The sequence below is a fragment of the Micromonospora sp. NPDC005305 genome, assembly GCF_040607315.1.
Classification (GTDB): Bacteria; Actinomycetota; Actinomycetes; order Mycobacteriales; family Micromonosporaceae; genus Micromonospora.
The window spans coordinates 1-26,739 of the sequence record NZ_JBEXGL010000039.1 but is presented as its reverse complement, the minus strand read 5'-3'; the positions used below and the strand labels follow the sequence as shown (position 1 = coordinate 26,739).

Genomic DNA, 26,739 nt, shown 5'->3' with positions numbered 1-26,739 from the left:
GTCCCCTGTCATGACCACCACCGTCCCGGCGGCCACCCGCTGGCCCCGCCCGTTCCGCTACGTCTACGCGGCCAACCTGACCGAAAGCCTGGGCTTCCAGGTGGGCTACCTGGCCGTGCCGGTGCTGGCCGTGTCGGTGCTCGCCGCCACCCCCGGCCAGGTGGGTCTGCTCGCGGCTCTCAGCACCGCCGCCTTCCTGCTGGTCGGGCTGCCCGCCGGGGTCTGGGTGGACCGGTCGCCCCGCCGCACCGTGATGGTCGCCGCCGACCTGGCCCGCGCCGCCCTGTACGCCTCGATCCCGCTGGCCTGGTGGGCGGACGCGCTGACTCTCGGCCAGCTCTACGCGGTCGTGCTGCTCACCGGCGTCGGCACGGTCTTCGGTGACGTGGCCGCGCAGAGCTTCCTGCCGGAACTGGTCGGCCGGGACCGCCTGGTGGCGGCCAACTCGCTGCTCATGACGACCAACGCCGGCATCCAGATCGGCGGCCGGGGATTCGGCGGTCTGCTCGTGCAGTGGCTCGGCGCCCCGCTCGCCCTGGCCCTGAACGCGGTCGCCCATCTGCTCTCGGCGCTCGCCCTCACCCGGGTACGCCCCATCGCCACCGTCGGGACCGGCCGGGACCGGCCAGCCGGCGGCTTCGGCCGGCAGCTCGCCGAGGGCGTCCGGCACGTGCTGGGCAGCCCGCTGCTGCGCCCGCTGGCCGTGTCGCTGGCCGGCATCAACCTCACCGTGAACCTGATGACCACCATGCTGCCGGTCGTCTTCCTGCGCGACCTCGGCCTCGGCGCCGGCGCGCTCGGGCTCTTCCTCGGCGCCGGCGGGGTCGGGGCGCTGCTCGGCGCCGTGACCGCCCGTCCACTGGCGACGCGGATCGGGCACGGCCGGGCGCTCTGGCTGCCCGGGCTGTTGGTGGCGCCCGCCGGCGCGCTGGTCGCCCTGGTCGACACCGGAGCGTGGCTGTGGCTGGCCGGCCTCGGCTGGCTGGCGCTGGCCTGGCGGACCGGGATCGGCAACGTGATCGGCGTCAGCCTGCGGCAACGGGCCACCCCGGACGCGCTGCTCGGCCGGATGAACGCCACCTTCCGGTTCCTGCTCACCGGCGCGATCGCGGTCGGCGCCGGGCTGGCCGGCCTGCTCGGCCAGTACGCCGGCCCCCGTACCCCGCTCTGGGTCGGCGCGATCGGCGCCGCGCTCACCTGGCTGCCGCTGTACCGGTCCCCGGTGCGCACGCTGCCCGACCCGGACCGGCTGCCACCGGCCGCCGGGTGAACCGGGCACCGCTGTTACCCGGCGGTTACGCGGCTGCGAAGGCGCTGTGGCACGGCCGGCCGACCGTCTGGGCAGGGACACCGGACGGGGTCCCGGCACACCGCCAGGGAGGCCACCATGAAACTGAGGAGAACACTGCTGGCGCTGGTCGTCGCGCTCGGCGGGCTGGTCGCCGGCGCCGGCAGCGCCACGGCGGCGGCCGCGCCGTACTGCGGGATCACCTGGGGCAGCACGGCCAAGACGGCCGGCGCCCTGAGCTCCGACCCGCTGATCGAGGTGCGCACCGGCCGGCACGACTGCTGGGACCGGGTGGTCTTCGAGTTCGCCGGACCGGCGAACGGCTACTCCGTCGCCTACGGCGAGACGTACACCGAGGGGCAGGGCCTTCCGCTGAGCCCGTACACGGCCGGGGGCGCGCTGCTGTCGGTGTCGCTGCGGGCGCCCGCGTACGACGACGGGCACGTCGCCACCCTCCCCTACCGCGCCGGCGAGCACGCCGCGACCGTGCTGGGTTACCGCACGCTCCGGGACGTCGTCTTCGGCGGCAGCTTCGAGGGCTACACCACCTTCGCGGTGGGTGTGCGCGCCCACCTGCCGTTCCGGGTCTTCGTGCTCAGCGGCCCCGGCACGCACAGCCGCATCGTGATCGACGTGGCCCACCAGTGGCAGGCGTGACCTTTCCCCAGGTGAGAGGGGCCGACCGGCCCCTCATCACCGTCCGTTGCGCCCACGCCCCCGGCGTCGCACCGGACTACCCTGGGTGGTCATGGAGGGCCGTGTGCTGGTCGTCGAGGACGACGCCTCCATCCGGGAGGTGACGGCCCTCGGCCTGCGCCGGGCCGGGTTCCGGGTGGCCACCGCCGCCGACGGCCCGGCCGCCCTCGCCGCCTGGCGGGCCGGCCCGGTCGACCTCATCGTGCTCGACGTGATGCTCCCCCGTCTGGACGGATTCGAGGTGTGCCGGGAGATCCGGCGCACCAGTCAGGTGCCGATCCTCATGCTCACCGCCCGCACCGACACCATCGACGTGGTGGTCGGCCTCGAATGCGGGGCCGACGACTACCTCCGCAAGCCGTTCGACCTGCCGGAGCTGGTCGCCCGGGTCCGTGCCGTGCTCCGCCGGACCGTCGCACCGGCCCCCGACACCACCGTGACCGCCGGGCCGCTGGAGATCGACCCGGCCCGCTTCGTGGCCCGCCGGGACGGCCGCGAGCTGACCCTCACCGCCACCGAGTTCCGGCTGCTGCTGGAGCTGGCCCGGCGCCCCGGCCAGGTGTTCACCCGCGAGCTGCTGCTCGACCGGGTGTGGGGACACAGCTACCTCGGCGACTCCCGGCTGGTCGACGTCGCCGTGCAGCGCCTGCGCGCCAAGGTGGAGGACGACCCCGCCGCGCCGACCCTGATCCGGACGGTCCGCGGGGCCGGCTACAAGCTCTCGACGGGGTGAGGGCGCCATGGTGGCCGGCAGAGTCGTACCCGGGCGGCTGCGGCGCCGGCTCGTCGTCGCGTTCGTCCTCGTCGCCGGCATGTCCGCCGGCACGCTGGCCACCGGGTCGTACCTCATGCTGCGGCAGGCCCGGTTCGACGGCTCGCTGCAACGCGCGGCCGCCGACGCCCGCTACCAGTTGGTGGTGGCCGCGCAGTTCCTGCCGCTGACCGACGCCCGCCGCACCGACCTGCTGGCCAGCTTCGAGGAGTCCGGCCGGCACGTGCTGCTGGTCGCCGGGGACACCCAGGCGTCCAACCCGCGCTACGCGCCGACGCCCGACCCCGACCTGCGCGCGAGCGTCGCCGCCGGCCAGCTCGGCTTCCAGCGCACCCCCGGCCGGCCCCACCTGCTGGTGGTCGGCGGCCGGATCCCCGGCTCCACCGCCGAGCTGTACGTGGTGACCGTCGAGGACGACCTCGTCGACGCCCTCGACCAGCTCCGCACCGCCTCGATCGTCGGCTGGGCGGCGGTGGTGCTGCTCGCCGCCGGCGTGGGCAACGCCCTGGCCCGCCGCACCCTGGAACCCGTCGGCCGGGCCAGCCGGGCCGCGCGGGCCGTCGCCGAGGGGCTGTTGCACACCCGGCTGCCGGTGCGCGGCCGGGACGAGTTCAGCGCCTGGGCCAGCTCCTTCAACGAGATGGCCGAGGCGCTGGAAACCAAGATCGAAGCGCTGTCCCAGGCCCAGGCCCGGGAGCGGCGGTTCACCGGCGACGTGGCGCACGAGCTGCGTACCCCCGTCACCGCCCTGGTGGCGGCGGCCTCGCTGCTCGCCGACCAGCTCGACGCCCTCCCGGCCGACGCCCGACGCGCCGCCGAACTGCTCGTCGCCGACGTGGTCCGGTTGCGCCGGCTGGTCGAGGAGCTGATGGAGATCTCCCGCCTGGACGCCGGGCGGGAGGTGCTTGCCACCCGCCCGGTGGACGTCGGGGCGCTGCTGCGCCGGATCGTCGCCGCCCACCCGGACGCCGCCGGGACCACGGTGGACGGCGACGCGCCGCCCCTGGTGACCGACCCGCGCCGGCTCGAACGGATCCTGAGCAACCTCGTGGCCAACGGGATTGAGCACGGCGGCGGCGACCTGCGCGCCGAGATCCGGCACACCGGCGCCGGCCTCGTCATCGACGTCGCCGACCAGGGGCCCGGCATCCCCGCCGAGCACCTGGCGCACCTCTTCGACCGGTTCTACAAGGTGGACCCGGCCCGCACCGGCCCGGGCAGCGGGCTCGGCCTGGCCATCGCCCGGGAGAACGCCCGGCTGCTCGGCGGCCGGCTCGACGTGACCAGCGAGGTCGGCCAGGGCACCCGCTTCCGCCTCACCCTCCCCCTCGACACCGGGGGCACACCGTGCGACGCCTGATCCCGCCGCTCGCCGCGCTGCTGCTGCTCACCGCGGGCTGCGCCCCGCCGCGCACCGGCACACTCGGGCCCGCCCCGGCCGGGCCGTCGCCGACCACCGGCGCCGCCGCCGCACCGACCGGCGCTCCCGCGCCGACCCCGCCCGCGCCGGGCGCCCCCACCACTGCCGCCACGACGGGTACGCCGACCACCGCCGCACCGACCGGGCCGGACGGGACGCTGACCGTGCAGCTCTGGTTCGCCCGGGCCGGGAAACTCGTGCCCACCCGGCGGACGCTGCCGGCCACCGTGGCCACGTCCCGGCTGGCGCTCACCGAACTGGCCGCCGGCCCGTCCCCGGCCGAGCGGGCCGCCGGCCTGACCACCCTGGTTCCGGCCGGCACGGAGGTCACCCGCATCGCCGGCGGGGTGGCGACGCTGGTCCCCCCGGCCGATCTCGACGCCGGCGGGACGGCCACCGCGCGGCTGCGGCGGGCCCAGGTGGTCTGGACGCTCACCCAGTTCCCCACCGTCCAGCGGGTCGCCTTCGCCCCGACCGACACGGCGAGCGGGCGGGACGACTACGCCGACCTGCTGCCGCCGATCGTGGTGACCGCCCCGGCGATCGGCGACCGGCTCGCCAGCCCGGTCACCGTCGCCGGGACCGCCGACGTGTACGAGGCGACGGTGAGCGTCCGGGTGCTGGACGCGGCGGGCCGGGAGATCGGCACCGCGTTCACGACGGCGTCCTGCGGCTCGGGCTGCCGCGGCACCTACCGGCTGAACGTCCGCTACCGGCACGCCGCGGCCGGACGCGGCACGGTCGAGGTGTACGAGGTGTCGGCGCGCGACGGCTCGCGGATCAATCTGGTGCGCGTCCCCGTCGACCTGGCCGCCGCCCGGTGACGAGACAGAGCTTGTCCCGCCGAACCGATTGACTTTCGATATGTTACGAGCGATAGTCGATGCATGTTCACAGCCCAACGGGCGGTGGCTCCGCTCAAAGCCTTCCTCGTGCTGCTGTTCGGGATCCTCGTCCTGTTCCAGGTCATGTCGCTGCCGGGGCAGTTCGCGCACATGGCCAGAGAGAATCCGGACCTGGCCTACCTGAGGTGGCCGGCGACCGCGGTGTCGGTGTTCTGGGTGCTCTGCATCCAGGTGGTGATCGTCTGCACCTGGAAGCTGCTCACCCTGGTCAAGAAGGACCGCATCTTCAGCGAGGCGTCCCTGTCGTTGGTGGATGCGATCGTGTGGGCGATCGCCGCCGCGTGGGTGGTGCTCGTGGGCGTCTTCCTCTACGTCGGCTTCAACGCGAACGACCCGGGACTGCCGCTCCTGCTCTTCCTGCTGGTGACCGGGGTGACCGTGCTGGGGCTGCTGATGGTGGTGATGCGGGAGCTGCTGCGGCAGGCCACCACGCTTCGGACCGACATGGAAGCGGTGATCTGATGCCCATCGTCGTCCGCATCGACGTCGAGCTGGCCAAACGCAAGATGAGCGTCGGCGAGTTCGCCGAGCGGGTCGGGCTCACCCCGGCCAACGTCGCGGTGCTGAAGAACGGCCGGGCCAAGGCCGTCCGCTTCAGCACCCTGGAAGCCATGTGCCGGGTGCTGGACTGCCAGCCCGGTGACCTGCTCGAGTGGGTCGAGGAACAGGGAGAAGACCGATGAAGTACGCACTGGGCCTCGTCGCCGTCCTCGCCGTCGCGCTCGGCGTCGCCGGCTTCGTGTACGGAGAGGCCGACGACTCGCCCGGCCTCCAGCTCCTGGCCGGCCTGCTCGTCATCGGCGCGGTCGCGGTCGGCGTGCGGATCGTCCGGCGCAGCCGGTAGACGTCGCTGCGAGCTGAGGATTCGAACCTCAATTCCCCGATCCAGAGTCGGATGTGCTGCCTGGTTGCACCAGCTCGCAAGGGATCCGCGGACCGCGGACCGTGCCCCGACCAGGATTCGAACCTGGGCTCTCCGGTTTCGTAGACCGGCGCGCTCTCCGCTGCGCCACCGGGGCGGACGACCGGCGCCCCTCCCCCTCCGGGGGCGCCGGTCGGTGTCAACCCTTCACGCAGACGACCTGCTTGAGGTGGGCGACCACCTCGACCAGGTCCTCCTGCTGGGCCATCACCTGGGTGATGTCCTTGTACGCGCCGGGGATCTCGTCGACCACACCGGCGTCCTTGCGGCACTCGACACCCGCCGTCTGCGCGGCCAGGTCCGCGGTGCTGTACGTCCGCTTCGCCTGCCCCCGCGACATCCGCCGGCCGGCGCCGTGCGACGCCGAGCAGTACGCGTCCAGGTTGCCCCTGCCGCGCACGATGTACGACCCGGTGCCCATCGACCCGGGGATGATGCCCAGGTCGCCGCGGCCCGCCCGGATCGCGCCCTTGCGGGTCACCAGCACCTCGACCCCGTCGTAGCTCTCCTCCGCCACGTAGTTGTGGTGGCAGGAGATCGCCTCGTCGTAGCCGACCTGCGGGAACTCGTCCCGAACGACGCCGCAGAGCAGGGCGAGCATGACGGCGCGGTTGCGGCGCGCGTACTCCTGCGCCCACCAGAGGTCCCGGCGGTAGGCGTCCATCTCCGGCGTGCCGGCGAGGAACACCGCGAGGTCCCGGTCGGGCAGGTCCACGTTGTGCGGCAGCCCGCGGGCCACCGCCATGTGCCGCTCGGCCAGTTCCTTGCCGATGTTGCGGGAGCCGGAGTGCAGCATCAGCCAGACCCGGCCGTCGTGCGGGCCGCCCTGCTCCAGGCAGACCTCGACGAAGTGGTTGCCGCCGCCCAGGGTGCCCAGCTGGCGCTGGGCCCGGGTCTCCAGCTGCGCCACCTTCCGGTCGAGGGTGGCGAAGCGCCGCCAGAACGCGTCCCAGCCGCCCTGCTCCAGCCCGCGCACCCGGCGCGGGTCGACCGCGTCGGCGCGCATGGCGAAGCCGACCGGGATGGCCGCCTCGATCGCGGTCCGCAGCGGGCCGAGGTCGTCGGGCAGGTCGGCCGCGGTCAGCGAGGTGCGCACCGCGGACATGCCGCAGCCGATGTCCACGCCGACCGCGGCGGGCGAGACGGCCTGCCGCATCGCGATGACCGAGCCCACGGTGGCGCCCTTGCCGAAGTGCACGTCCGGCATGACGGCGACGCCCTGCACCCAGGGCAGCGCGCCGATGTTGCGCAGCTGCCGGGCCGCCTGCGCCTCGATCGTGTAGGGGTCGGTCCAGACCCGGACCGGCGCCCGGGTACCGGCCAGCGGGGTGAAACCCATCGTCGTCTCCTCGGTTCAGGGGTGGTGTCGTAGGCCGTACGGGACTCGAACCCGCAGCCTCCCGGGTGAGAACCGGGTGAGCTTCCAATTGCTCCAACGGCCCGCGGGACGGCGGGTGCCGTCCGTGTGAGGTCCGGGACCGCGGAATCGAACCGCGTGTCTCTCGCGCCCAAGGCGAGCGGGTCAGCCAGCTCCCTCGTCCCGGTTGCCCGGGCCGGCGCGCGGGCGCCGGCCGGGAGTTACGCCCTCGGACCCGGTGACGAAAAAGCCGCCCGGTCCCTGGTCACGGGGCGGGCGGCTGCGCGTTGTGTCGCGCCGGCGCTTAGTCGCGCCACCACCCCGGTTGCCACTGCTGCCGTCGGCAGCGACCCTGGCCCGCTTCGCGCGGCAGGGCACCGCCGCGCGGCGCGGGCCGCTCGACCTCGGTGCGATTCTGCTGCGACACGGTGTGCTCCCTGGGCGGTGGAACCGGTTGATGTTGGCCCGTTCACGGTACGGGCGGGGGCCGGAGTGCCGCAACGGATATTGGCGAGGACGTTTCGGCCGGCCCCGAACGGACCCCGGTCTAGCGTCGGAGCAGGCAAAACGGAAGGGGTACGGGATGGACCTGCGGTGTCGCGTGGCAGAACGGTTCCGGGAGGTCAACGGGGAGCACCCCATGACGGCCGCGGACGACGCGTACGTCAGCGCGCAGTTCGTGGTGCTCGACGCGCTGTGCGCGGCGTCCGGGCGGGACCCGGACGGCGTACGCCGGTTGATGCTGGACCGGCGGTTGCCGCTGCCGGGCTACCTGCGCTCGGACGGCGCGGAGATGGTCCCGGCGGACCTGTTCGCGCTGGCGGAGCGGGCCGGCGGGGTGGACGCGCTGCCCGGGTGGTTCGTGAGGCAGTGGGCGGACCCGGCGCGCGGCGCGGCGGAGTGGGACGCCTACCTGAGCGGCCAGTACGTCTGCCTGCGCGCGGTGAGCCCGGAGTCGATCCGGCGCAAGGACGAGCTGACCGCAGCCATCACGGCGGCGCCGGCCGAGCCGGACGCCGGGTCGCCGGCCTGGCTCGACCGGCTGCACGCGCTGGTCGACGAATTGGCCGCGCTGGAGCCGGCCTTCACCGGCTACGACCGGCTCCGGTTCGGCGGCCCCACCTCCCGCGACACCTGCGTCGACGCCGTGCGCGCCCGGTATCCGCGGCGGGTCAGCGCGCCGACCGGCCGGTGACCCGGCGGGCGACGGCCAGCAGGTACTCCCTGCGGTGCAGCGGGTCGTGGTCCCAGCGGGGCCTGCTCGGGGCCGGTCCGCGCACCGGCCGGTAGTGGTCGAACTCGGCCTCCAGCGTTCCCTCGCCGCGGGTGAGCCCGGGCAGCCGCTGGTCCAGCGCGTGCACCCGCCCGGCGGGCACCTCCCCCTCGACCAGGTAGGAGGCGCCGCGCAGGGTGCTGGTGCGGGGCGCCGCGCCCAGCCCGGCGAGCACGGGCAGCACCGTGCCGACCAGGTCGGCGGGGAGGTCGAGCCGGAAGCGGTGCACCGGCTCGTGGACGCGGGTGCCGGCGCGGGTCAGCGCGGCCATCAGCACCAGCGGGGTGAGGTTCCGGAAGTCCCCGGCCGTGCTGGACATGCTCTTGTCGAACACGCCATGGGCGTGGCTCTGCCGCGCCCAGTAGCCGCCGTGGGTGAGGGTGACCACGCAGTCGATGACGTCCCAGCCGTGCAGGCCCTGCCGCAGGGTCTCCCGGACGGTCTCCTCGACGGCCTTGAGGAAGGCCAGGGGCATCGAGCCGAGTTCGATGCCGAGCCGGAACGCGACGCCGCTGCCGGCCGGCCCGGGCTCGACGCGCAGGCCGACGGTGCCGAGGAACGGGTTGGGGTCCCGGCCGATCCACTCGACGGCGGCCCCGACGCCGACCACCCGCTCCACGCAGACGGTGGTGGTCTCCCGGAAGGTGACCGGGACGCCGTAGTCGTCGGCGAGGGTGGCCTCGATGACCTCCTTCTGCACCTCGCCGTAGAGGGACACGGCGATCTCCTGGCGCCGGTCGTCCTGGCGCAGGTTGATCAGCGGGTCCTGCTCGGCGAGCTGGGCGAGGGCGGCGTGCAGGGCCGGGCGGTCGGCCGGGCGTACCGGTTCGACGACGGTCTCCAGCGTGGGCGGGGCGAAGTGGCGGCGGGCGGCCGGACGCTCGGGCGGGACGCCGAGCACGTCGCCGACGCGGACGCCGGCCAGGCCGTGCAGCCGGACGATCCGGCCGGCCCCGGCCGCGTCGCCGGGCGTCGCGTCGCCACCCTCGAAGACGCCGAGGGCGGTGACCCGGGCCTCCTGGCCGGCGCCGTGGCGGATCCGGTCCCGGACCCGCACGGTGCCGGCGAAGATCCGGGCGTACGCGACCTTCTCCCCGGCCGGGCCGCGCTCGACCTTGAAGACGGCGCCGGAGAGCGGGGCGTGGTCGTCGCCCGCGGTGGCCGGGAGCAGCGCGGTGACCGCGTCGATCAGCTCGGCCACGCCGGCGCCGGTGATGGCGGAACCGGCGAGCACCGGGTGCACCCGGGCGCGGGCGGCCTGCGCGGCGAGCGCCGTCCGCAGCCGTTCCTGGGTGACCGACCGCTCGTCGGCCACGTACGCGGCCAGCAGCGCGTCGTCGTGCGCGGAGAGCAGGTCGACCAGGTCGGCGTGGTGGCCGGGGTCGCCCGGCGGGTGCGGGACCCAGCGCGCGCCCGGGGTGCCGGCCGCGTCGACCCGGCCGAGGGCGACGACGTCGGGAGAGAGCCGGTCGGCCAGCTGGCGCAGCACCCGGTCCGGGTCGGCGCCGGCCCGGTCCACCTTGTTCACGAAGAACAGGGTGGGGATGCCGAGGCGGCGCAGGGTGCGGGCCAGCACCCGGGTCTGGGCCTGGACGCCCTCGACGGCGGAGACCACGAGCACCGCGCCGTCGAGCACGCCGAGCACCCGTTCCACCTCGGCGATGAAGTCCGGGTGCCCGGGGGTGTCGATGAGGTTGACGGTGGTCCCGGCGACGGCGAAGGAGACCACGGCGGAGCGGATGGTGATGCCCCGCTGCCGCTCCAGCGCCATGGTGTCGGTGCGGGTGTTGCCGGCGTCGACACTGCCGGGCTCGTCGATGACCCCGGCGCTGTGCAGCAGCCGTTCGGTCAGGCTGGTCTTACCGGCGTCGACATGGGCGAGGATGCCGAGATTGAGGGTTTTCACGCAGCGTCATGTCCTTGTGGTCGGCGGTGATTCGCTTCTGCGGGGACATGCACGCGGCTCGCATCTCGAGCTCCTCCTTCCCTGGCTGTCGTGGTCGATTTCAGCAACCGGCGCGGGCGCCGGCAACCGAATTACCGGTGGTGCGCTACTGGGCGTGCGCCACCGGGTGGCGCTTCATCTCCTCCATGAAGGGATAGCGCGCGGTCAGCTCGGCGAGGGTGCACCCGGCCCGCCACGCGGCGGCCACCTGGGCGACCTGGAGCAGGTCGGTGGCGTCGCCACGGGCCTGCACCTCGCCGGAGACCCGGACGTCGATCATGAAGTAGCGGGCCTGGGAGCCGAGGCTGACACAGACCACGCCCCGGTCGGAGGTCGCCTCGGCGCAGGTGAACCGGCTGCGCCCCTGCTCGGGGGCGGTCACCCGGCCGATGTCGAGCTGGTGCCGGGCCGCGGTCTGCACGAGCGCGGGAGCCAGGCCGCCCGGCTCGACCAGGTCCGGGTAGAGGCGCACACCCAGTGCTGTCGACACGTCGCTCATGACTGACTCCCACTTCCTCGTGACAGAGACCAGCTGCACGCAGGTTACGGGTGTGTTTCCGGCGCGCCTGGTCATCCTGTCCCCCCTGGACGCCCCACGGCAATAGGAACGGTCGATTCGACCACCTTCGGGCCAGCCCGCGGGGCCGGGTACGCTCCCGCTGCATGGCCCGGATCCGGTGTGACTTCTTCTCCTCGGCGCTCGGCATGGGCACGTCGATGACGGTGCTGCTGCCCGACCGCTCGGCCGGGATCGGCATGGCTGGCGGGGCCACCGCCGGCGACCCGCCGGTGCTCTACCTGCTGCACGGCCTGACCGACGACGACACCATCTGGACCCGGCGCACCGCCATCGAGCGGTACGTCGCACCGCTGGGGCTGGCCGTGGTGATGCCGCAGGTGCAGCGCAGCTTCTACTGCGACGAGGCGCACGGCAACCGGTACTGGACCTTCCTCAGCGAGGAACTGCCCGAGGTGTGCCGGTCGTACTTCCGCCTCTCCGACCGCCCGGCGGACACCTTCGTGGCCGGCCTGTCGATGGGCGGCTACGGGGCGGTGAAGTGGGCGCTGCGCCACCCGGATCGGTTCGCGGCGGCGGCCAGCCTCTCCGGCGCCCTGGACGTCGCCCGCCGGCGCCACCACCCCACGAGCCCCCTGGACCCCGCCGTCTGGCACACGGTGTGGGGCGACCGGGAGGTGGCCGGGCCGGACGACGACACGGTGGCGCTGCTGGAGCGGGCCGGCGACGACCTGCCGGCGCTCTACGTCGCCTGCGGCACCGAGGACTTCCTGTACGCGGACAACACCCGTTTCGTGGAGACGGCGCGCCGCCGGGGCGTACCGGTCACCGTGGACTTCTCCCCGGGCGACCACGACTGGGCGTACTGGGACGCGAGGATCCAGGACGTGCTGGCCTGGCTGCCCCTGCGTCAGCGCAGCGACGAGCGGGCCACCGGGAAGTCGAAGTAGGTGTCCGGGTACGGCTCGTCCACGTACCGGTAGTGCCACCACTCGCGCGGGTAGTTCTCGAAGCCCTGCGCGGTCATCAGCCGCTTCAGCAGCTCCCGGTTGTCCCGGGCCGCCCCGGTGATCCGGGGGTCCGCCGTGTGCGCGCGGGGGTCGAAGCAGTCGAACCCGGTGCCCATGTCGACGGAGTTGTCCGGGAAGCGCCGGCCGGCCGGCGCGGTGCAGGCGGTCAGCGGCTGGCCCGGCACGTACGCCGGTTGGTCGGGGGTGGACGCCGGGACCAGGGTCAGGTCGAGGGTGCTCCCCCGGCTGTGTGCGGTCGGCGCGCCGATGTAGCCGTCGGCGAAGAGCCGGCCCTTCGGCTCGTCCGGATAGAACTCCCCCTTCATCTGCTGCGCTCCGGGGAGCTTCGCCCAGGCGACGAACTCGTCCACGGCCCGCTGTGGGCGGTAGCAGTCGTACACCTTGAGGCTGCGGCCCTGCGCCAGGGCGGTGGCCTGCACCCGGTGCAGCGCCTCCGCGGCGGGGCGGGTGAGCAGGCAGAGCGGCTCGGTATAGCCGGTGATCGGCCGGCCGACGAAGTTGTGCGCGGTGGCGTACCGGATGTCGGTGCGGACGCCCGGGTCGACGGCGGCCAGGTCGACGATGTCGGCCGGGGCGCGCGGGCCGCTCGGGCGCGCCGACGGCGTGGGCGGGGCGGACGGAGCGGGCGGCGCCGGGCGCGGCGCGGGCCGCTGGCAGCCGGCGGCGAGCGCCGCGACCAGCACGGCCAGGGCGGCCGCCACCCGTGTCCCGGTCCCCACCCTGCCGTGTCTACCAGCACGGCCCGGGCCGCGGGCCGGCATCGGCGGTTCGCCGGTCGACGCCCGTACGGCAAGATGGCCCGTGGGACGGGGCCGCCGTTCCATGCTCGGCGGCCGGAGCTTCCGGCCGGTGAAGGAGACACGGGTGAACGCGGACGACGAGCCCAGGGTGACCATCACCGCGATCGCGCGGGAGGCGGGTGTCTCCGTGCCCACCGTGTCCCGGGTGCTCAACGGGCGCTCGGACGTCGCACCCGACACCCGGGAACGGGTCGAGGAACTGCTGCGCCACCACGGCTACCGGCGCCGGGGCAGCCGCACGGTGCGCCGGGCGGACCTGGTCGACCTCGTCTTCAACGACCTGGACAGCCCGTGGGCCGTGGAGATCATCCGGGGCGTGGAGGACGTCGGCCACGCCGCCGGGGTGGGCACCGTCGTGTCGGCGATCCACAGCGAGTCGACCTCGACCCGGAAGTGGTTGCAGAACCTGCGGGCCCGCGCCTCGGACGGGGTCATCGTGGTGACCTCCCACCTGACCCCGCCGGTGCACGCCCAGCTGCGCCGGCTCAACGTGCCGGTGGTGGTGGTCGACCCGGCCGCCGGCGTGCCGGACCGGGACGTGCCGGCGATCGGGGCGACCAACTGGGCGGGCGGCCTGGCCGCCACCGAGCACCTGCTGGGGCTGGGCCACCGCCGGATCGGTTTCGTGGCCGGCCCGACCCACCTGCTGTGCAGCCGCGCCCGGCTGGACGGCTACCGGGCCGCGCTGGAGGCGGCCGGCGTGCCGCCGGACGACCGGCTGGTGCAGCCGGGCGACTTCTACCACGCCTCCGGCTTCACCGCCGGCAGCACCCTGCTGGACCTCGACGACCCGCCGACCGCGATCTTCGCGGCCAGTGACCAGATGGCCTTCGGCGTCTACGAAGCCGTCCGCCGGCGCGGGCTGCGGGTGGCCGACGACGTGAGCATCGTCGGCTTCGACGACCTGCCGGAGACCCGCTGGGCCTCCCCCCCGCTGACCACGGTGCGCCAGCCGCTGGTGGAGATGGGCCGGCTCGCCGCCCGCACGGTGCTGCGCCTGGCCCAGGGCGAGGAGCTCGAGTCGCCGCGGGTGGAACTGGCCACCGAACTGGTGGTGCGGGACAGCACTGCGCGCCCCGCCGGCCGGTAGGCCGGAGCCCGTTCAGTCGTCGTCCGGAATCGCGCCGCCGAGGGTCGTGCCGGGCGGCAGCGCGGCGAGCGCGGCGTGCCGGCGCCGCCGGGCCAGCAGCACCGCTCCCCCGACCACCAGCACCACGCCCACCGCGATCGACGGCACGGTGCCCGGCCAGGCGCCGGTGGCCGCCGAACCGGCGCCGGCCAGCCCGGCGCCCCCGGCGAGGGCCGGCGCCGCCCCGGTCGGCGTCGCCGCGGCACGGTCCAGCTCGCCGGGGCCGACCAGTCGGCCGACCGCCGCGTCCCGCGGCAGGCCGAAGCCCCAGTCGAGCAGGGCGGCACCCTGCTGCCAGCCACGCTGGGTGGGGGTCTCCGCGCCGAGCAGGGTCACCACGAGCCGACGCCCGCCCCGTTCGGCCGCGCCCACGTACGTGTGCCGGGCCAGGTCGGTGAAGCCCGTCTTGCCGCCGATCGCCCCCGGGTAGTGGTCGAGCAGCATGTTGTCGTTCTGAATCTCGAACGCCTTCTCGCGCAGCGCGGGCTGGGCGGGAATCCGCGCCGTCCGGGTGGCGGTGTACCGGCGGAACGCCGGGTCGGCGAAGCAGGCCCGGGCGATCAGTGCCAGGTCGTACGCGCTGGTGAACTGCCCCGCACCGTCCAGCCCGGACGGCGTGACGGCGTGGGTCTGCAACGCGCCCAGCCGCCGGGCCTCCTCGTTCATGGCGCGGATGCCGCCGGCCGTCCCGTCCGGGCCGCCGCCCAGCCGGGCCAGGGCGTTGGCCGCCTCGTTGCCGGACTTCAGCAGGAGCCCCAGCCAGATCGTCTCGATCCGGTACCGCCCGCCCTCGGCCAGTCCCACCGCCGAACTGCCCGGCTCGATGGCCAGGTCCTCGGCGGTCACGGTCACCTCACGGTCCGGGTCCAGCCTCGGCAGCATGGTGGCGGCCAGCAGCAGCTTCTGCACGCTGGCCGGTACGCCGTACTCGTGGGGTCCGCAGCCGCCGAGCACCGCGCCGCTGTCCAGGTCGGCGACCACCCAGGAGGTCGCGGTCACCGCCGGCGGCGCGGGCGCGGCGGGCGGCAGGACCAGCCCGGCGGTGGCCAGGGCGGCGCCGCCGACGGCCCGCGCGGCGGGGCCGGCGGCGGGCGGCGGCTGCGGCGGCCGGGTCGCCGGGGCCGGCACGTTCGGGCAGGGCGGCGCCCCGGCGGGCAGCCGGCCGGCACGGGCGGCCGACGCCCCCGCACGGGTGGCCGCCGTGGCGGGCGTGGGCAACATCGATGCGGGCACGAGCAGGGCGGCGGCCAACGCCACGGGCGGTCCCCAGGTCCTCATGAACCGGGACGGTAGCCACGCCGACCCGATCGGGTCGCCTGCTTACGGATTCGGATCACGTGGACGGCGGTGCGGGGTAAACTTCCCGCCGCGGAGCCGTCGCGCGGCCGGTGGTCGCCCGGAGCTGACCACCTCCGCGCCGACCCCGACCGGTTCGCCGAGCCGCCCCGCCGGTGCGGCGGTGTCGGCGGGCAGCGACTGGTCGCCATCCCGCCCGGCCGGCCGCCGGCGTCGCCACCACCAGCCGGCGACGATGACTACGCCGACCACGGCCGCCACGCCGAAAGCCAGCGCGGACCGGTCCAGCGCCGGTCGCAGCGGGGCCGCCGAGACGCGTACCGGCGTGGCGGTGCTGTCCCCGTCCGGCACCGGCCAGAGGTGGGTGTCGGTGACCGGGGGCAGGCCGTCGCGGAGCACGGTCACCCCCACCCGCCAGGTGCCCGGGGTGCGGATGTCGTCCACCGCCACCACCCAGCCGTCGGCGGTCCGGGTCACCGGGTGCACGGCCCGCTCCCCGTTCGGACCGCCGAGCAGGAGCGACACCCCGGTCACCGGTCCGGGCGGTCGCCGGCGCGCTCGGCGGCAAGGTGGTGGTCGACCGAGGACCGGACGGGGGCGCCCGGGTCGGCCTGCGGGTGCCCGAGCCGGAGCCGGCCGGTCACACCTGGCCGGAGCCGATGCCCGCCGAGCCCATCGGCCCGATCCCGCTGGCCTCCGGCTGACGCCTGCTCCCGCCGGACGTCACACCGCCCGACGACGCACGAGCAGGCGTAACGCCACGTAGCCGGGCAGCACCGGCAGCCAGAAGGTGGCCAGCCGGTAGACGAGCACCCCGGCCACCGCGGTCTCGGTCGGGGCGCCGTAGAGCAGCAGGCCGGAGACCAGGGCGGCCTCGGTAGCGCCGAGCCCACCGGGGGTGGGCGCGGCTGTGGCCACCCCCTCTCCCACCACGCACACCAGCACCACCGGCGCGAGCAGCGCCGGCTCGGCTGGCAGTCCGACGGCGAGCAGAGCCAGCCAGAGCGCGGCGCCGTAAGCCAGGGTCAGCGCCACGCTCACCGTCAGCAGCGGCACGACCCGGCCACCCCGGACCAGTGCGCGCAGGGCTTCCACGACCTGGTGCCGGGCCGCCCGGAGCCGGGCCCGCCACCGGGGTACGGCGAGCGCCACCGCGACGGCCAGCAGCACGGCGAGCACGGTGAGCAGCACGACCAGCCCGCGACCGGCGGCGGCGTCGGCCAGGTGCCGGCGGGTCCCCCGGGTGAACGGCAGCAGGACGGGCAGCAGCAGGGCGACCCCGAGCACCCCGGCGACCCGGTTCACGGCGACCGCGGTGGCCGCCGCCGGCACGGTCAGTCCCTGCCGGTTCAGGTAACGCAGGCTCAGCGCGGCGCCGCCGAGCGCGCCGGGCGCGAGCCGGTTGACGAAGGCGGCGGCCACCTGGACGGCGACCGTACGGCCGAGCGGCACCGGGGCGGCGACGGCGAGTTTCAGCCCGAGCGCGCTGAGCAGGTAGGTGGCGGCCGCGGCGAGCAGGGAGCCGGTCACCGCGACCGGGTCGGCGTGCCGCAGGGCGTGCAGCGCGGCGCGTACCTGGCCGAGCTGCGGCAGCAGGAAGTGCACCAGCAGGCCGAGCATGACCAGCAGGAACACGTCCCGCGGGGAGATCCGCACGGCTCGGGCCAGGCGGTCGGAGCGCGGGTGACTCCGGCGCATCGCCGAGGTCAGGGGCCGGTTGGCGGACGCCCGTGCACCGCTGCGGGCGCGCCCGGCGTGGTCCCGTCGGCTGGCCGGCTGCCCCACATGACCCGACCATAGGGTGCGCGCCGCCGGGGCGGGCGGCATCGCGGCCGATCCCCCCGACCGGTGTGTGGGCCGACGGCCGGTCAGGCGCGGCGGCGACCGGCCCGATGGGACCGGCCGCGGCGGGCGACCAGGACCGCCGCGAACCCGCCGACGATGAGCGCGAGCAGGCCGGCGGCGGGCACGATGACCTGCCAGTCGCCGTCGGCCATCCGGCGCAGCGCCGTCCCGGCCGGTCCGCGCCACTCGGGCGGCGGGGTCGGGCGGGCCGCCGCCGGGGAGCCGCTCGGGGCGACCCGCTCGGCGTCCAGCTCGCCGGGGTCGACCAGCCGGCCCACCGAGGCGTCCCGGGGCAGCGAGAAACCCCAGTCGAGCAGCTGGGCGCCCTGCTGCCAGCCGCGTACCGGGCGGGACTCGGCGCCGAGCAGGGTGACCACGAGCCGCCGCCCACCGCGCTGGGCCGCGCCGACGTAGCTGTGCCGGGCCAGCTCGGTGAAGCCGGTCTTGCCGCCGAGGGCACCCGGGTAGCGGTAGATCAGCTGGTTCTCGTTCTGGATCTGGAAGCCGCCCTTCTTGAGCGCGGGCTGGGCGGGGATCTGGGTCCGCTCGGTGAGCGCGTACTGGCGGAACCGCGCGTCGGCGAAGCAGGCCCGGGCGATCAGCGCCAGGTCGTACGCGCTGGTGAACTGCCCGGGACCGTCCAGTCCGGACGGCGTCGCGGCGTGGGTCTGGCGGGCGCCCAGCCGGTGGGCCTCGGCGTTCATCTCGGCGACACCGGCGCGGGCGCTGCCGGCGCCGAGCCGGGCCAGCATGTTCGCCGCGTCGTTGCCGGACTGGAGCAGCAGCCCCAACCAGAGCGTCTCCACCGGGTAGCGCCCGCCGACGAGCAGGCCGACGGCCGAGCTGCCCCGCTCGATGTCCAGGTCGGCCCGGGTCGCGGTGGCCACCTGCTTCGGGTCGAGCCGGTTCAGCAGGGTGGCCGCCAGCAGCAGCTTCTGGGTGCTCGCCGGGATGCCGTACTCGTGCGGGCCGCAGGCGCCGAGCACGGCGCCGGTGTCCAGGTCGGCGACCAGCCAGGTGGTGGCCGTGACCGCCGGGGGCGCCGGGCTGCCGGGGGCCGCCACGAGGCCCGCCGTGGCCAGCGCGTCACCGCCGATGGCCTGCTCCTCGGGCACGGGCGGCGGCGGGGTGGGGCGCGGCGGCCGGGTCACCTTCGGCGCCGGCAGCCGCGGGCAGGGCGCCGCCGCCGGGGCGGCGGTCACCGGCGGCGCCGCGTGCGCCGGGGCCGGCGCCCCGGTGACGAGCAGGGCGAGGACGGTGGTGGCGGCCAGGGCCCGGGCTCTCATGAAGAGGCACCCTACCGAGCGGCCCGGCCGACGCCGCGCAGCCATCGGCGCTGCCACGGGGTTTCCACCGCGCGGGGGTGGTACCTCGCCCGGACCCAGGTCACCGCCTGCCTCGGATCGAGGCCGTCCAGGACGGCGAGCGCGGCGAGGGCCGTCCCGGTCCGGCCGACCCCGCCGTGGCAGGCGGCCTCGACGCGCTCCCCCGCGTACGCGCGGCGCCACCCCTCGCGCAGCGCGTCGACCGCGTCGGCGCGGTCCAGCGGCACCCAGAAGTCGGGCCAGCGGATCCGCCGGGCCGGCCAGACCGGGTCCGGCCCGGGAGCCAGCAGCAGGGCGAAGTCGGCGGGCGTGGCGGGCGCGGCGATCCGCCGCCCGCGCACGGTGGCGCCGCCGGGCAGCACCAACAGGCCAGTGCGGTCCGTCCACGGCTGCGTCGGGTCCATCCGGTCATTGTGCGGCGTCGGGAACCCGCAGGCGTGAAGGTGCCCGCCGGACCAGGTCCGGCGGGCACCTTCAGGAACGGTCCGGGCGTTGCCCGGGATGCCGCTGGGTCAGCGGGAGCCGATCCCGAAGCGGCCGCGCCGACGCCAGGCCAGCGAGAGCAGCACCAGCACCGCGCCCGCACCGGCCAGGCCACCGCCGAGCTTCAGCGGGGTGCCGAGGCTGTCACCGGTCACCGGCAGGTTGCCGCCGCCCGGCCGCCCCGGCCGGTCCGGTCGAGCCGGCAGGACGATGCCCGTGGCATCGTCCGCTCGAGTCCCCTGGGTGGCGGTGAAGTGGTGCCGCCCGGTCCGGCTGGGCTTGTAGGTGACGGTGAAGGTGCCGTCGCCGAGCGCCGTCGCGGCGAACCTGGTCGGCGCCGGCTGCGGCTGCTGGTACGCCACCGCGCTCATCGCGACGGCGCTGCCGTCGCTGCGGCGGACCGTCCCCTGGGCGGGTGCCGCGTTGGGGTTGCCGCTGATCTCCACGTCGATCCTGACCTCGCCGGGCGCGAAGCCCGTGCCCCTCAGGGTGAAGCTTCCGCCGAGACGGATGGCCGGCGGCTCGATGGTCAGCGACACTTCCGTCGGCGGGTACACGGGCGGTTGCGGCTGCGCCGCGCCGGCCGCGGTCGGCACGGCCGCCACGGCCAGGCCGACCGTGAACGCCATGATGATGCGGGATAGCCGCATGATGGATTCCCTCCTACTGATCACAGCTTGGTGCGGAAACAACTTGGGTGGTCCATGGGGTGACGGTTGGTGTGAGCACCAGCTCGGCAGTGCCGGCGCTCGTCTTGCCGGTGAGCAGGGTGACGTCGAGGGTCCGGGTCTTGCCCGGCTTGACCTCCACGTTCGCCACGGTCACCTGGCGGCTACCGGCGGTCCCGCTGCCCATCGCGGTGTCTCTGCCGTCCAGCCGACCGCCGAGCACCGCCCCTCCGGTCGGGGTGTACACCGAGACCAGGGTGCGGGCGGTGTACGGATCGCCGGAGAGGGCGAGGCCGGTGACCGACTCGGACAGGCCCGACCGCGGGACGGTCGAGTGGACCGTGACCCGGAGCCGCAGTTCGCGGCGCCCCTCCGGCTGGCAGTCGCCGACCGTCACGGTTGCCGAGAACCTCAGGTAGTAGCCGAGCTTCGCGCCGCTGCCGTCGTTGAGGAACACGCCGACAGTCGGCACGATGTCCTTCTCGCGGAGCTTCCCGGCCAGCCGGCTGTCGCCGAGGACGCGCTGCTCCGCGGGATGGGCACTCCAGAACAATATCCGGCGTTCGGCAATAGAACGGTTGAAAACGGTCAAAAGGGCCCGAGGATTCACGGCTTTCGTGAAGAGGGCGTCGAACACCGCGGAGGCCGCCCGCGCGAAGAAGGCGTCCTGCGCCTTGGTGTCGAGCGTCCGGTAGGCGTCGCTGAGCAGGGTCCGGACCACCGTGCTGCCGGCCAGGCTCGGCTGGTCCGGCACGGACACCGGCCCGATCACACCGAGGAGATACGACAGCACCAGCGGATCCACCGCGAGCACGCCGTCCACCTCGGTGCCGGTGCGCCGGCGGACCATCTCCCGGTACAGCGCCGCCGCCGTCGGGAAGTCCGGGCTGAGGTTGACGTCCGCCGGGAACGTCCCGGGGAGGTCCTTCCAGAGATTCCGCAACTCCCGGCTCACCGGCAGCGGCGGCGTGAACGAGGCGAGGCTGCTCGCGCTCTGCTGGCCGGACATCCGGATCCGGCCGCCCTCGGCCCGCAGCACGGCGTACGCGCCGAACATGCCGCCGGTGGCCCGCAGCTCGGCCGGGTTCTGCGAGACGAGCAGGTAACTGCGGGGGCCGTCGGCGCCGAGCAGCGACGGCAACAGCCGGGCGCCCTGGTCCGCGGCGGAGGTCAGCTCGCCCAGCCGGACCAGTTCGGTCCGCAGCCCGGAGACCGCGTCCCGCACCTGCCCGACCAGGTCGTCGGTGGACACCGCCCGCAACCGCTCCTCGGTCTGCCGCACCGCCCGGTCGGCGGCGGAGACCTCGGCCGAGACGGCCCGCAGCCGGCCCAGGTCGAGCTTTCCCTCCTTCGGCACCAGCGACGCGAGGTCGACCCGGAGCAGCGTGGGGAAGGCGAGCCGGGCCAGGTCGTCCACGGCGACCGCGATCTGACGGACCGCGGCCAGGTCGTCGCCCGCGTAGGGGGTCTGCTGGCCGAGCCACCAGGCCGGGTCGCCGGTGGCGGTCCGGGCGGAGGCGGCCTGCTCCTGAAGCGCGGCCAGCGTGCGCTGGGCCCGGGCCACGTCGCCGCCGACCACCTGGGTGCTCAACTCCTGGGCCAGCCCGGCGGCGTTGAGCAGGTGCGCCCGGGCCTGCCAGCCGCGGAACCCGACCCAGCCGCCGCCGGCGAGCAGCACCGAGACCACGACCAGCCCGACGAGCAGGACCCGGCGTGCGCGGGCCCGGCTGCGGCGCCGGGAGCGCCGCCGCCGGCGGGGAAGCCCACCGCTTTCCGTCACACCACACTCCCGTGGCTCGAAACCGGACACCATTGACGATTGATCGCTTTCTAGCACGAATTTCCACCGCTTCGTCGCGTTATCACGCACTTAGCCGCTGTGCGGCGTTTTGTGAGTACCGCTCCGGTCAGCGGCGGGCACTCCCGGCCCGCGACGCCACCTCGTGCAGCAGCCCCTCGATCCGGTCGACACCGGCCCGCAGCGACATCTCCCGCAGGTAGGCGTCCCGCCCCCGGCGACCCATGTCCGCCCGCGCCGGCGCTGGGATCGCCGAGGCGAGCCAGAACCGGTCCGCCAGCGCCGCCCAGTCCTCCGGCGGGCAGGACAAGCCGGCCCGCGCCCGCTCCACCAGCGCCACCGTGTCGCCGCCCGCCGACGCCACCACCGGCGCGGCGCAGGACAGCGCGGCCTGGAGCTTGCCGGGCACCATCCCCCGCAGCTCCGGCAGGTCACGCAGCATCACCAGCTGGTAGTCGGCCGCCGCGTACAGCTCCGGCATGTCCGGTGGGGACCGCCGGTCGACGAACCGCACGTTGTCGGCCTGAAGCTCGGCGGCGAGCCCCCGCACCCGCCGCTCCTCGGCCCCCGAGCCGACCAGGACCAGGTCCATCCGGTCGCCCAGCGCGGCCGCCGCGCGCACCGCGGTCTCCAGCCCCTGCCGTACGCCGATCGTGCCGGCGTGCATCACCACGCAACGGTCGCCCCGGCGGATCAGGTTCCGGGCCGCCCGGCTGGGCTCGGCCGGGTGGAAGATCCGCTCGTCGGTCCAGTTCAGCACCACCCGGACCCGATCCGGGTCGGCGCCGCCCGCGACGACCAGGTCCCGCATGGAGGGTGCGGTGACCGCGACGGCGCCCGCCTCCTGGTAGATCCGGCGCAGGGTGGCGTCCAACCGGCCCGACCACCGGCGGGTGTCCCCCGCCCGGGACGGCTCCTCCTCCGGCCAGACGTCCTGCACGTGCAGCACGGTCGGGACCCGGCCGAGCAGCCGCAGCAGGCCGGCCGCGGCGAAGGTGACCGCCGGGAGCTGGAAGACGTACAGGGCGTCGACGTCGCCGAGGTAGCGCCGGCCGGTCAGCGCCACGCTGCCGGCGAAGGAGAGCCAGCTCGCCATCCGCGCCGAGCCCTCGCCGGCCGCGTACCGAGGCACCCGGCGGACGGTCAGCCGCTCGCTGTGCGTCTGGTGCCGCCAGCGCTGCCGCCAGCCCGGATAGACGTGCCCGCCGGGATAGTCCGGGAAGCCGGTGAGCACGCGTACCTCGTGGCCGCGGCCCGCCAGTTCCTCGGCCAGGCTGCCCGGGATGAACGCGGGCTCGGGCGGGAAGTGGTACGACAGGATGCCGATCTTCATGGCCGCGCTCCCGGCGCGGCTTCCCGGCGCGCGGGCCCCGGCACCCCGTAGGATGCCGACATCCCCTCTGCGTCCGGCCGCGACCGCCGGAACACCGCCGTCGCGGCGCCGCGTCCCGCGACCGTGCCGACGAGAGGGGTGCAGATGGTCGACGGGGTGCTCTTCGTCTGCCACGCCAACATGTGCCGGTCACCGATGGCGGAGTTCATCGCCCGCCGGCTGCTGCGGGACCTGCCGGTCGTGGTGACCAGCGCGGGCACCGACGCGCTCGACGGGGCGGCCATGCACCCGTACGCGGTCGAGGTCGCCGCCCGCACCGGCGCGGACCCGGCGGCGTTCCGCACCCGCCGGCTCCGCCCCGAGCACCTGACCCGGGCCGGCCTGGTGCTGACCGCGACCCGGCGGCAGCGCTCCGTCTGCACCGCGTTGGCCCCGGCCGCGCTGCCCCGGACCTTCACGCTCCGCCAGTTCGCCCGGCTGGCCGCCGCCTCGGTCGAGGTGACCCAGGCGGCCGACCCGACCGAGACGGCCGAGCCGGCCGTCACGGTCGGGGACTCGCCGCTGCGGGCCGCGGTGGTGGCGGCCGCCCGCGTCCGGGGGCGGCTGCAACCCGCCGCCACCCCCGACGCGGACGACCTGCGCGACCCGATCGGCGGCTCCCCCGCCGACTTCCGGCGCTGCGCCGACGAGATCGAGCGGTCGATGCGACCGGTGCTCGCGCTCATCGGGACAGCCGGGTGAGTTCCTGGGTGTGATCGCCCACGGGGACCTGCTCCCCGCGCCGGGCCACGCCGGCACGGTCGGCGGGCACGGACGGCCCGGCGGCCGGCACGACCACCTTGTACGCCTCGTACTGGTAGGCGTCCGCCTTGGCCACCTTGGCCATGTTCAGCACGCAGCCGAGCAGGCGCACCGAGACCGAGTGCAGGGCGTGGGCCGCCGCGGCGACCTGGCTGCGCGAGGTCCGCCCCTGCTGGGTGATCAGCAGCGCGCCGTCGGCCTGCACGGCCACCACGACGCCGTCGGTGACCGCGAGCAGCGGTGCGGTGTCGATGACCACGATGTCCGCCGACTCGCGCAGCGCCACCAGCAGGTCGGCCATCGCCTTGGAGCCGAGCAGCTCGCTGGGGTTGGGCGGGGTGGCGCCGCTGGGCAGCACCAGCAGCGACTTGTCGCCCCACCGCTGCACCACGTCGCCGACCTGGACGTCGCCGACCAGCACGTCGGTGAGCCCCACCCCGCCGTCGAGGCCGAGGTAGTCGGCGACCTTGGGACGGCGCAGGTCGGCGTCGATGAGCAGCACCCGCCAGCCGGCCTCGGCGAGGGCGATGGCGGTGTTGCAGGCCATCGTGGTCTTTCCCTCGCCCTGCAGCGCGCTGGTGACCGCGATGACCCGGGCGGGCTCGTGCACGTCGACGAAGCGCAGGTTGGTCCGCAGCTTGCGGACCGCCTCGGCGCGCGGCGAGTTGGCCGCCTCGCCGACGATCAGCGGGGCCGCCTTGGCCCCGGACTCGAACGGGATCTCGCCCAGCAGCGGGCTGCCGGTGACCCGCTGGAGCGCGGCGGCGTCCCGCATCCGGACGTCCGCCAGCCCTCGCAGCACGGCCAGCCCCGCCCCGAGCAGCAGCCCCAGCAGGCCGCCGAGGACCAGGTTCCGCACCGGCTGCGGCGAGACCGGGCTGGAGGTCACCCGGGGACCGCTGACCACCTCGAGCTTGATGGGCGGCGCCTTGCCGTCCGGCGGCGTCTCCACCTTCTGCACCAGCTCGATGAACTTCGCCGAGAGCGTCTCGGTGGTCTTCAACGCCCGGGTCTGGTCGGTGTCGGTGACGGTGGCCTTCAGCAGCACCGTCCCGGTCTCCGTGGAGGTGGTGATCCGGCGCTGCACCTGGTCGGCGGTGAGCCCGAGCGGGGCCTCGGCGACGACGCTCTGCGCCAGCCGGTCGCTGGTGAGCAGGTCACCGTAGGACTTGACCCGCTGCTGGAGGAAGAGGCTGCCCTGGTAGGCGTCGGTGACGCCCTGGCTCGGCGTGGTGACGAAGAAGGTCACCGAGGCCTCGTAACGGGGCGCCGTCCGGACCGTCACGAGGGCGGCGGTGCCCAGGGCGACCATCACCGTGACCAGCACGATCCACCAGTGGCGTCGGACCAGGCGCAGATAACCGAGAACGTCCATCACGCTCCCCCTCGCGACTCGCCGGTCTGCCGATGAAACTGCACGAAAGCCCCCCTAGAAACCCCAGTACGCGTGCCAGGATCAAAAACGCCTATACATGACGGTAAGCGACTCGAAGAATGTAAACGATCAGAACCGCACAGACGGTCTAAATCCTTCCAATTCGGCGCACTTATCCCGGCAACCCATGGATCGTCAGGCCGCCGGTGAGGCGGCCCTCCTCCTGTTAACGCCGGACTCGTCCGCGTGGTGCGGCCCGGCGGGCGGCCGGATAGGGTCGACAGCGGTGTGCCGGGAAGTCTGGTCGGCGAGGACTCCGCCGACCCTTCTCCCGGAACGGACGCCGCATGACCGAGCGCCTCCCGCCGTCCCCCCGCCTGCTGTCCCGCCGGTCCTGGCCGGAGGCCCGCTTCCTGGCCGACGTGCTGCGCGCCGAGACCGTCGGCGGCGGGCTGCTCCTGCTCGGCGCGCTGATCGCCCTGCTCTGGGCGAACTCCCCCTGGCGGGCCGCGTACGCCGACCTCGGAGCGTGGGTGCCGTGGCCGGGTGGGGCCGGGCTGCACCTGGACCTCAGCCTCGCCGCCTGGGCCGCCGACGGCCTGCTGGCGATCTTCTTCTTCGTGGCCGGCCTGGAGCTCAAGCGGGAGTTCGTGGCCGGCGACCTGCGCGACCCGCGCCGCGCGGCGCTGCCGGTGGTGGCCGCGCTGGGCGGCATGGTCGTGCCGGCGCTGGTCTACGTCACCGTGACGCTCGCCGCCGGCGGTGCGGGCCTGCGCGGCTGGGCCATCCCCACGGCCACCGACATCGCCTTCGCGCTCGCCGTGCTCGCGGTGGTCAGCTCACACCTGCCGCAGGGACTGCGGGCCTTCCTGCTCACCCTCGCGGTGGTCGACGACCTCTTCGCGATCGTCATCATCGCGGTCTTCTACACCGCCGGCTTCCACCCGCTGCCCCTGCTCGGCGCGGTGCTGCCGATCGCCGCCTTCGCCCTGCTGGTGCGGCGCCGGCCCACCTGGTGGTGGGCGCTGCTCCCGCTCGCGGTGACCGCCTGGGCGCTCGTGCACGCGTCCGGCGTGCACGCCACGGTGGCCGGGGTGCTGCTCGGCTTCACCGTGCCCGTGCGGCCGTCCGGTGGCGGCGGACCGGGGCTGGCCGAGCGGCTGGAGCACCGGTGGCGGCCCGTCTCCGCGGCACTCGCGGTGCCGGTCTTCGCGTTCTTCGCCGCCGGGGTGTCCCTGGTCGACGTCGACCCGGCCGCGGTCCTCACCGACCCGGTGGTCCTCGGCGTGGCGGCCGGGCTCGTGCTGGGCAAGGCGGTCGGGGTGTTCGGCTCGACGTTCCTCCTGGCCCGGTTCACCCGGGCCGAACTCGACGAGGAGATCACCTGGGCGGACCTGGCGGGGCTGGCCCTGCTGGCCGGCATCGGCTTCACCGTGTCGCTGCTCATCGGCGAGCTGGCGTTCGGGCCGGGCAGCCCCGAGGACGAGCGGGTGAAGGCGGCCGTGCTGCTCGGCTCGCTGGTCTCGGCCGGCCTGGCCTCGGTGGTGCTGATCCGGCGCAACCGGGTCTACCGGCGGATCAGCGAGCGGGAGAGCCGCGACTCCGACGGCGACGGCGTCCCGGACGTCTACCAGGAACGGCGGGCCTGAGCGGGCGCCGGTAGCGCGCCCCGACCAGGAGCGCCGCCGGTCCGCGCGCCGGCCGCCCGGTGGCGGCCGGCGCGCCCCCCCGCCACGGCCGCGGGCGGCCCGGCGCGCCAA

Annotated in this window: 27 protein-coding genes and 4 tRNA genes; 14 read left to right on the top strand and 17 right to left on the bottom strand. The window is 75.1% G+C overall.

What is annotated here, in order from left to right; translation table 11 throughout:
* The first annotated feature begins 10 nt into the window (after positions 1–10).
* The 8 genes from ABZS80_RS32445 to ABZS80_RS32410 all read left to right on the top strand — a co-directional run bounded on the left by ABZS80_RS32445 (position 11) and on the right by ABZS80_RS32410 (position 5,925).
* Complete coding sequence (locus tag ABZS80_RS32445) at positions 11–1,270, top strand: MFS transporter (protein WP_355061900.1); 1,260 nt, start codon at positions 11–13, stop codon at positions 1,268–1,270.
* A gap of 117 nt (positions 1,271–1,387) precedes the next feature.
* Positions 1,388–1,945 carry a hypothetical protein gene (locus ABZS80_RS32440; RefSeq protein ID WP_151460473.1) on the top strand — a complete coding sequence of 186 codons (558 nt, stop codon included), beginning with the start codon at positions 1,388–1,390 and terminating at the stop codon, positions 1,943–1,945.
* 91 nt (positions 1,946–2,036) lie between these two features.
* Positions 2,037–2,717, top strand: a complete 681-nt coding sequence (locus ABZS80_RS32435) for a response regulator transcription factor (RefSeq protein WP_151460474.1) — start codon at positions 2,037–2,039, stop codon at positions 2,715–2,717.
* 7 nt (positions 2,718–2,724) lie between these two features.
* Entirely contained in the window at positions 2,725–4,116 is a 1,392-nt protein-coding gene (locus ABZS80_RS32430; RefSeq protein ID WP_355061898.1) for a HAMP domain-containing sensor histidine kinase, read from the top strand.
* Positions 4,104–5,000: a Gmad2 immunoglobulin-like domain-containing protein gene (locus tag ABZS80_RS32425; protein ID WP_355061897.1), complete on the top strand. Its 897-nt coding sequence runs from the start codon at positions 4,104–4,106 to the stop codon at positions 4,998–5,000. The genes ABZS80_RS32430 and ABZS80_RS32425 overlap by 13 nt, the downstream gene beginning before the upstream one ends.
* A 63-nt stretch (positions 5,001–5,063) precedes the next feature.
* Positions 5,064–5,543, top strand: coding sequence for a DUF2975 domain-containing protein (locus ABZS80_RS32420; RefSeq protein WP_355061895.1), 480 nt, complete (start codon positions 5,064–5,066; stop codon positions 5,541–5,543).
* Positions 5,543–5,764, top strand: a complete 222-nt coding sequence (locus ABZS80_RS32415) for a helix-turn-helix transcriptional regulator (protein ID WP_151460477.1) — start codon at positions 5,543–5,545, stop codon at positions 5,762–5,764. The genes ABZS80_RS32420 and ABZS80_RS32415 overlap by 1 nt, the downstream gene beginning before the upstream one ends.
* Complete coding sequence (locus ABZS80_RS32410) at positions 5,761–5,925, top strand: hypothetical protein (protein ID WP_192579662.1); 165 nt, start codon at positions 5,761–5,763, stop codon at positions 5,923–5,925. The genes ABZS80_RS32415 and ABZS80_RS32410 overlap by 4 nt, the downstream gene beginning before the upstream one ends.
* Before the next feature lie 6 nt (positions 5,926–5,931).
* Here ABZS80_RS32410 and ABZS80_RS32405 read toward each other — a convergent pair.
* From ABZS80_RS32405 to ABZS80_RS32385, 5 genes are all read right to left on the bottom strand, one after another.
* Positions 5,932–6,004, bottom strand: a tRNA-Gln gene (locus tag ABZS80_RS32405).
* Positions 6,005–6,027: 23 nt separating this feature from the next.
* Positions 6,028–6,100: transfer RNA gene (locus ABZS80_RS32400), tRNA-Arg, on the bottom strand.
* 42 nt (positions 6,101–6,142) lie between these two features.
* A complete protein-coding gene (locus ABZS80_RS32395) occupies positions 6,143–7,342 on the bottom strand; it encodes an RtcB family protein (RefSeq protein WP_355061893.1) in 1,200 nt (399 codons plus the stop codon).
* Positions 7,343–7,372: 30 nt separating this feature from the next.
* A tRNA-Glu gene (locus tag ABZS80_RS32390) sits at positions 7,373–7,445 on the bottom strand.
* 29 nt (positions 7,446–7,474) lie between these two features.
* Positions 7,475–7,547 (bottom strand) — tRNA-Pro (locus ABZS80_RS32385).
* Between the two features lie 453 nt (positions 7,548–8,000).
* Here ABZS80_RS32385 and ABZS80_RS32380 point away from each other — a divergent pair.
* Positions 8,001–8,555 (top strand): DUF6058 family natural product biosynthesis protein, encoded by a 555-nt coding sequence (locus tag ABZS80_RS32380; protein WP_355061891.1) that lies wholly within the window; start codon positions 8,001–8,003, stop codon positions 8,553–8,555.
* On the opposite strand, the gene ABZS80_RS32375 is transcribed toward ABZS80_RS32380, so the two are convergent.
* Together ABZS80_RS32375 and ABZS80_RS32370 are read right to left on the bottom strand one after the other, a co-directional pair.
* Positions 8,533–10,539 carry a translation factor GTPase family protein gene (locus tag ABZS80_RS32375; RefSeq protein WP_355061889.1) on the bottom strand — a complete coding sequence of 669 codons (2,007 nt, stop codon included), beginning with the start codon at positions 10,537–10,539 and terminating at the stop codon, positions 8,533–8,535. The two genes, ABZS80_RS32380 and ABZS80_RS32375, sit on opposite strands and share 23 nt — an antisense overlap.
* Positions 10,540–10,684: 145 nt before the next feature.
* Complete coding sequence (locus ABZS80_RS32370; protein ID WP_355061887.1) at positions 10,685–11,077, bottom strand: hypothetical protein; 393 nt, start codon at positions 11,075–11,077, stop codon at positions 10,685–10,687.
* Between the two features lie 164 nt (positions 11,078–11,241).
* Between ABZS80_RS32370 and ABZS80_RS32365 the strand changes: the two genes are divergently transcribed.
* Positions 11,242–12,045 carry an alpha/beta hydrolase family protein gene (locus tag ABZS80_RS32365; protein WP_355061885.1) on the top strand — a complete coding sequence of 268 codons (804 nt, stop codon included), beginning with the start codon at positions 11,242–11,244 and terminating at the stop codon, positions 12,043–12,045.
* Here the strand turns inward: ABZS80_RS32365 and ABZS80_RS32360 are convergent.
* Positions 12,006–12,845, bottom strand: coding sequence for a M15 family metallopeptidase (locus ABZS80_RS32360; RefSeq protein WP_355061884.1), 840 nt, complete (start codon positions 12,843–12,845; stop codon positions 12,006–12,008). The two genes, ABZS80_RS32365 and ABZS80_RS32360, sit on opposite strands and share 40 nt — an antisense overlap.
* Positions 12,846–12,990: 145 nt before the next feature.
* Here ABZS80_RS32360 and ABZS80_RS32355 point away from each other — a divergent pair, with 145 nt between their 5' ends.
* Positions 12,991–14,016 carry a LacI family DNA-binding transcriptional regulator gene (locus tag ABZS80_RS32355; RefSeq protein ID WP_151460484.1) on the top strand — a complete coding sequence of 342 codons (1,026 nt, stop codon included), beginning with the start codon at positions 12,991–12,993 and terminating at the stop codon, positions 14,014–14,016.
* Positions 14,017–14,028: 12 nt separating this feature from the next.
* Here ABZS80_RS32355 and ABZS80_RS32350 read toward each other — a convergent pair whose 3' ends face one another.
* Together ABZS80_RS32350 and ABZS80_RS32345 are read right to left on the bottom strand one after the other, a co-directional pair.
* On the bottom strand, positions 14,029–15,333 hold the full coding sequence (locus ABZS80_RS32350) for a D-alanyl-D-alanine carboxypeptidase (protein WP_355061882.1): 1,305 nt from the start codon (positions 15,331–15,333) through the stop codon (positions 14,029–14,031).
* Between the two features lie 42 nt (positions 15,334–15,375).
* Complete coding sequence (locus ABZS80_RS32345; RefSeq protein WP_355061880.1) at positions 15,376–15,876, bottom strand: hypothetical protein; 501 nt, start codon at positions 15,874–15,876, stop codon at positions 15,376–15,378.
* A gap of 47 nt (positions 15,877–15,923) precedes the next feature.
* Here ABZS80_RS32345 and ABZS80_RS32340 point away from each other — a divergent pair, with 47 nt between their 5' ends.
* The gene (locus ABZS80_RS32340) at positions 15,924–16,055 is read left to right on the top strand and encodes a hypothetical protein (protein WP_355061878.1); all 132 of its coding nucleotides are present in this window, start codon (positions 15,924–15,926) and stop codon (positions 16,053–16,055) included.
* Positions 16,056–16,074: 19 nt separating this feature from the next.
* Here ABZS80_RS32340 and ABZS80_RS32335 read toward each other — a convergent pair whose 3' ends face one another.
* The 6 genes from ABZS80_RS32335 to ABZS80_RS32310 form a co-directional block, all read right to left on the bottom strand.
* A complete protein-coding gene (locus ABZS80_RS32335; protein WP_355061876.1) occupies positions 16,075–17,007 on the bottom strand; it encodes a flippase-like domain-containing protein in 933 nt (310 codons plus the stop codon).
* Positions 17,008–17,219: 212 nt separating this feature from the next.
* Positions 17,220–18,482 (bottom strand): serine hydrolase, encoded by a 1,263-nt coding sequence (locus ABZS80_RS32330; protein ID WP_355061874.1) that lies wholly within the window; start codon positions 18,480–18,482, stop codon positions 17,220–17,222.
* An 11-nt stretch (positions 18,483–18,493) separates the two neighbouring features.
* Positions 18,494–18,925 (bottom strand): protein phosphatase, encoded by a 432-nt coding sequence (locus tag ABZS80_RS32325; protein ID WP_355061872.1) that lies wholly within the window; start codon positions 18,923–18,925, stop codon positions 18,494–18,496.
* 108 nt (positions 18,926–19,033) lie between these two features.
* Entirely contained in the window at positions 19,034–19,654 is a 621-nt protein-coding gene (locus ABZS80_RS32320; protein ID WP_355061871.1) for a hypothetical protein, read from the bottom strand.
* Between the two features lie 13 nt (positions 19,655–19,667).
* The gene (locus ABZS80_RS32315) at positions 19,668–21,452 is read right to left on the bottom strand and encodes a DUF4012 domain-containing protein (RefSeq protein ID WP_355061869.1); all 1,785 of its coding nucleotides are present in this window, start codon (positions 21,450–21,452) and stop codon (positions 19,668–19,670) included.
* Positions 21,453–21,579: 127 nt separating this feature from the next.
* Entirely contained in the window at positions 21,580–22,803 is a 1,224-nt protein-coding gene (locus tag ABZS80_RS32310; RefSeq protein WP_355061867.1) for a glycosyltransferase family 4 protein, read from the bottom strand.
* Positions 22,804–22,947: 144 nt separating this feature from the next.
* On the opposite strand from ABZS80_RS32310, the gene ABZS80_RS32305 reads away from it, so the two are divergent.
* Positions 22,948–23,544 carry a low molecular weight phosphatase family protein gene (locus ABZS80_RS32305; protein WP_355061915.1) on the top strand — a complete coding sequence of 199 codons (597 nt, stop codon included), beginning with the start codon at positions 22,948–22,950 and terminating at the stop codon, positions 23,542–23,544.
* On the opposite strand, the gene ABZS80_RS32300 is transcribed toward ABZS80_RS32305, so the two are convergent.
* Entirely contained in the window at positions 23,525–24,979 is a 1,455-nt protein-coding gene (locus tag ABZS80_RS32300; protein ID WP_355061866.1) for a polysaccharide biosynthesis tyrosine autokinase, read from the bottom strand. The genes ABZS80_RS32305 and ABZS80_RS32300 overlap by 20 nt on opposite strands.
* Before the next feature lie 347 nt (positions 24,980–25,326).
* On the opposite strand from ABZS80_RS32300, the gene nhaA reads away from it, so the two are divergent.
* Positions 25,327–26,628 carry a Na+/H+ antiporter NhaA gene (gene nhaA, locus ABZS80_RS32295; RefSeq protein WP_355061864.1) on the top strand — a complete coding sequence of 434 codons (1,302 nt, stop codon included), beginning with the start codon at positions 25,327–25,329 and terminating at the stop codon, positions 26,626–26,628.
* Positions 26,629–26,739 lie beyond the last annotated feature (111 nt).

Coding starts and splice junctions, on each gene's coding strand:
- ABZS80_RS32445 (WP_355061900.1), top strand. CDS start 11: ATGACCACCACCGTCCCGGCGGCCACCCGCTGGCCCCGCCCGTTCCGC.
- ABZS80_RS32440 (WP_151460473.1), top strand. CDS start 1,388: ATGAAACTGAGGAGAACACTGCTGGCGCTGGTCGTCGCGCTCGGCGGG.
- ABZS80_RS32435 (WP_151460474.1), top strand. CDS start 2,037: ATGGAGGGCCGTGTGCTGGTCGTCGAGGACGACGCCTCCATCCGGGAG.
- ABZS80_RS32430 (WP_355061898.1), top strand. CDS start 2,725: ATGGTGGCCGGCAGAGTCGTACCCGGGCGGCTGCGGCGCCGGCTCGTC.
- ABZS80_RS32420 (WP_355061895.1), top strand. CDS start 5,064: ATGTTCACAGCCCAACGGGCGGTGGCTCCGCTCAAAGCCTTCCTCGTG.
- ABZS80_RS32415 (WP_151460477.1), top strand. CDS start 5,543: ATGCCCATCGTCGTCCGCATCGACGTCGAGCTGGCCAAACGCAAGATG.
- ABZS80_RS32410 (WP_192579662.1), top strand. CDS start 5,761: ATGAAGTACGCACTGGGCCTCGTCGCCGTCCTCGCCGTCGCGCTCGGC.
- ABZS80_RS32395 (WP_355061893.1), bottom strand. CDS start 7,342: ATGGGTTTCACCCCGCTGGCCGGTACCCGGGCGCCGGTCCGGGTCTGG.
- ABZS80_RS32380 (WP_355061891.1), top strand. CDS start 8,001: ATGACGGCCGCGGACGACGCGTACGTCAGCGCGCAGTTCGTGGTGCTC.
- ABZS80_RS32370 (WP_355061887.1), bottom strand. CDS start 11,077: ATGAGCGACGTGTCGACAGCACTGGGTGTGCGCCTCTACCCGGACCTG.
- ABZS80_RS32365 (WP_355061885.1), top strand. CDS start 11,242: ATGGCCCGGATCCGGTGTGACTTCTTCTCCTCGGCGCTCGGCATGGGC.
- ABZS80_RS32350 (WP_355061882.1), bottom strand. CDS start 15,333: ATGAGGACCTGGGGACCGCCCGTGGCGTTGGCCGCCGCCCTGCTCGTG.
- ABZS80_RS32330 (WP_355061874.1), bottom strand. CDS start 18,482: ATGAGAGCCCGGGCCCTGGCCGCCACCACCGTCCTCGCCCTGCTCGTC.
- ABZS80_RS32325 (WP_355061872.1), bottom strand. CDS start 18,925: ATGGACCCGACGCAGCCGTGGACGGACCGCACTGGCCTGTTGGTGCTG.
- ABZS80_RS32320 (WP_355061871.1), bottom strand. CDS start 19,654: ATGCGGCTATCCCGCATCATCATGGCGTTCACGGTCGGCCTGGCCGTG.
- ABZS80_RS32310 (WP_355061867.1), bottom strand. CDS start 22,803: ATGAAGATCGGCATCCTGTCGTACCACTTCCCGCCCGAGCCCGCGTTC.
- ABZS80_RS32305 (WP_355061915.1), top strand. CDS start 22,948: ATGGTCGACGGGGTGCTCTTCGTCTGCCACGCCAACATGTGCCGGTCA.
- ABZS80_RS32300 (WP_355061866.1), bottom strand. CDS start 24,979: ATGGACGTTCTCGGTTATCTGCGCCTGGTCCGACGCCACTGGTGGATC.
- nhaA (WP_355061864.1), top strand. CDS start 25,327: ATGACCGAGCGCCTCCCGCCGTCCCCCCGCCTGCTGTCCCGCCGGTCC.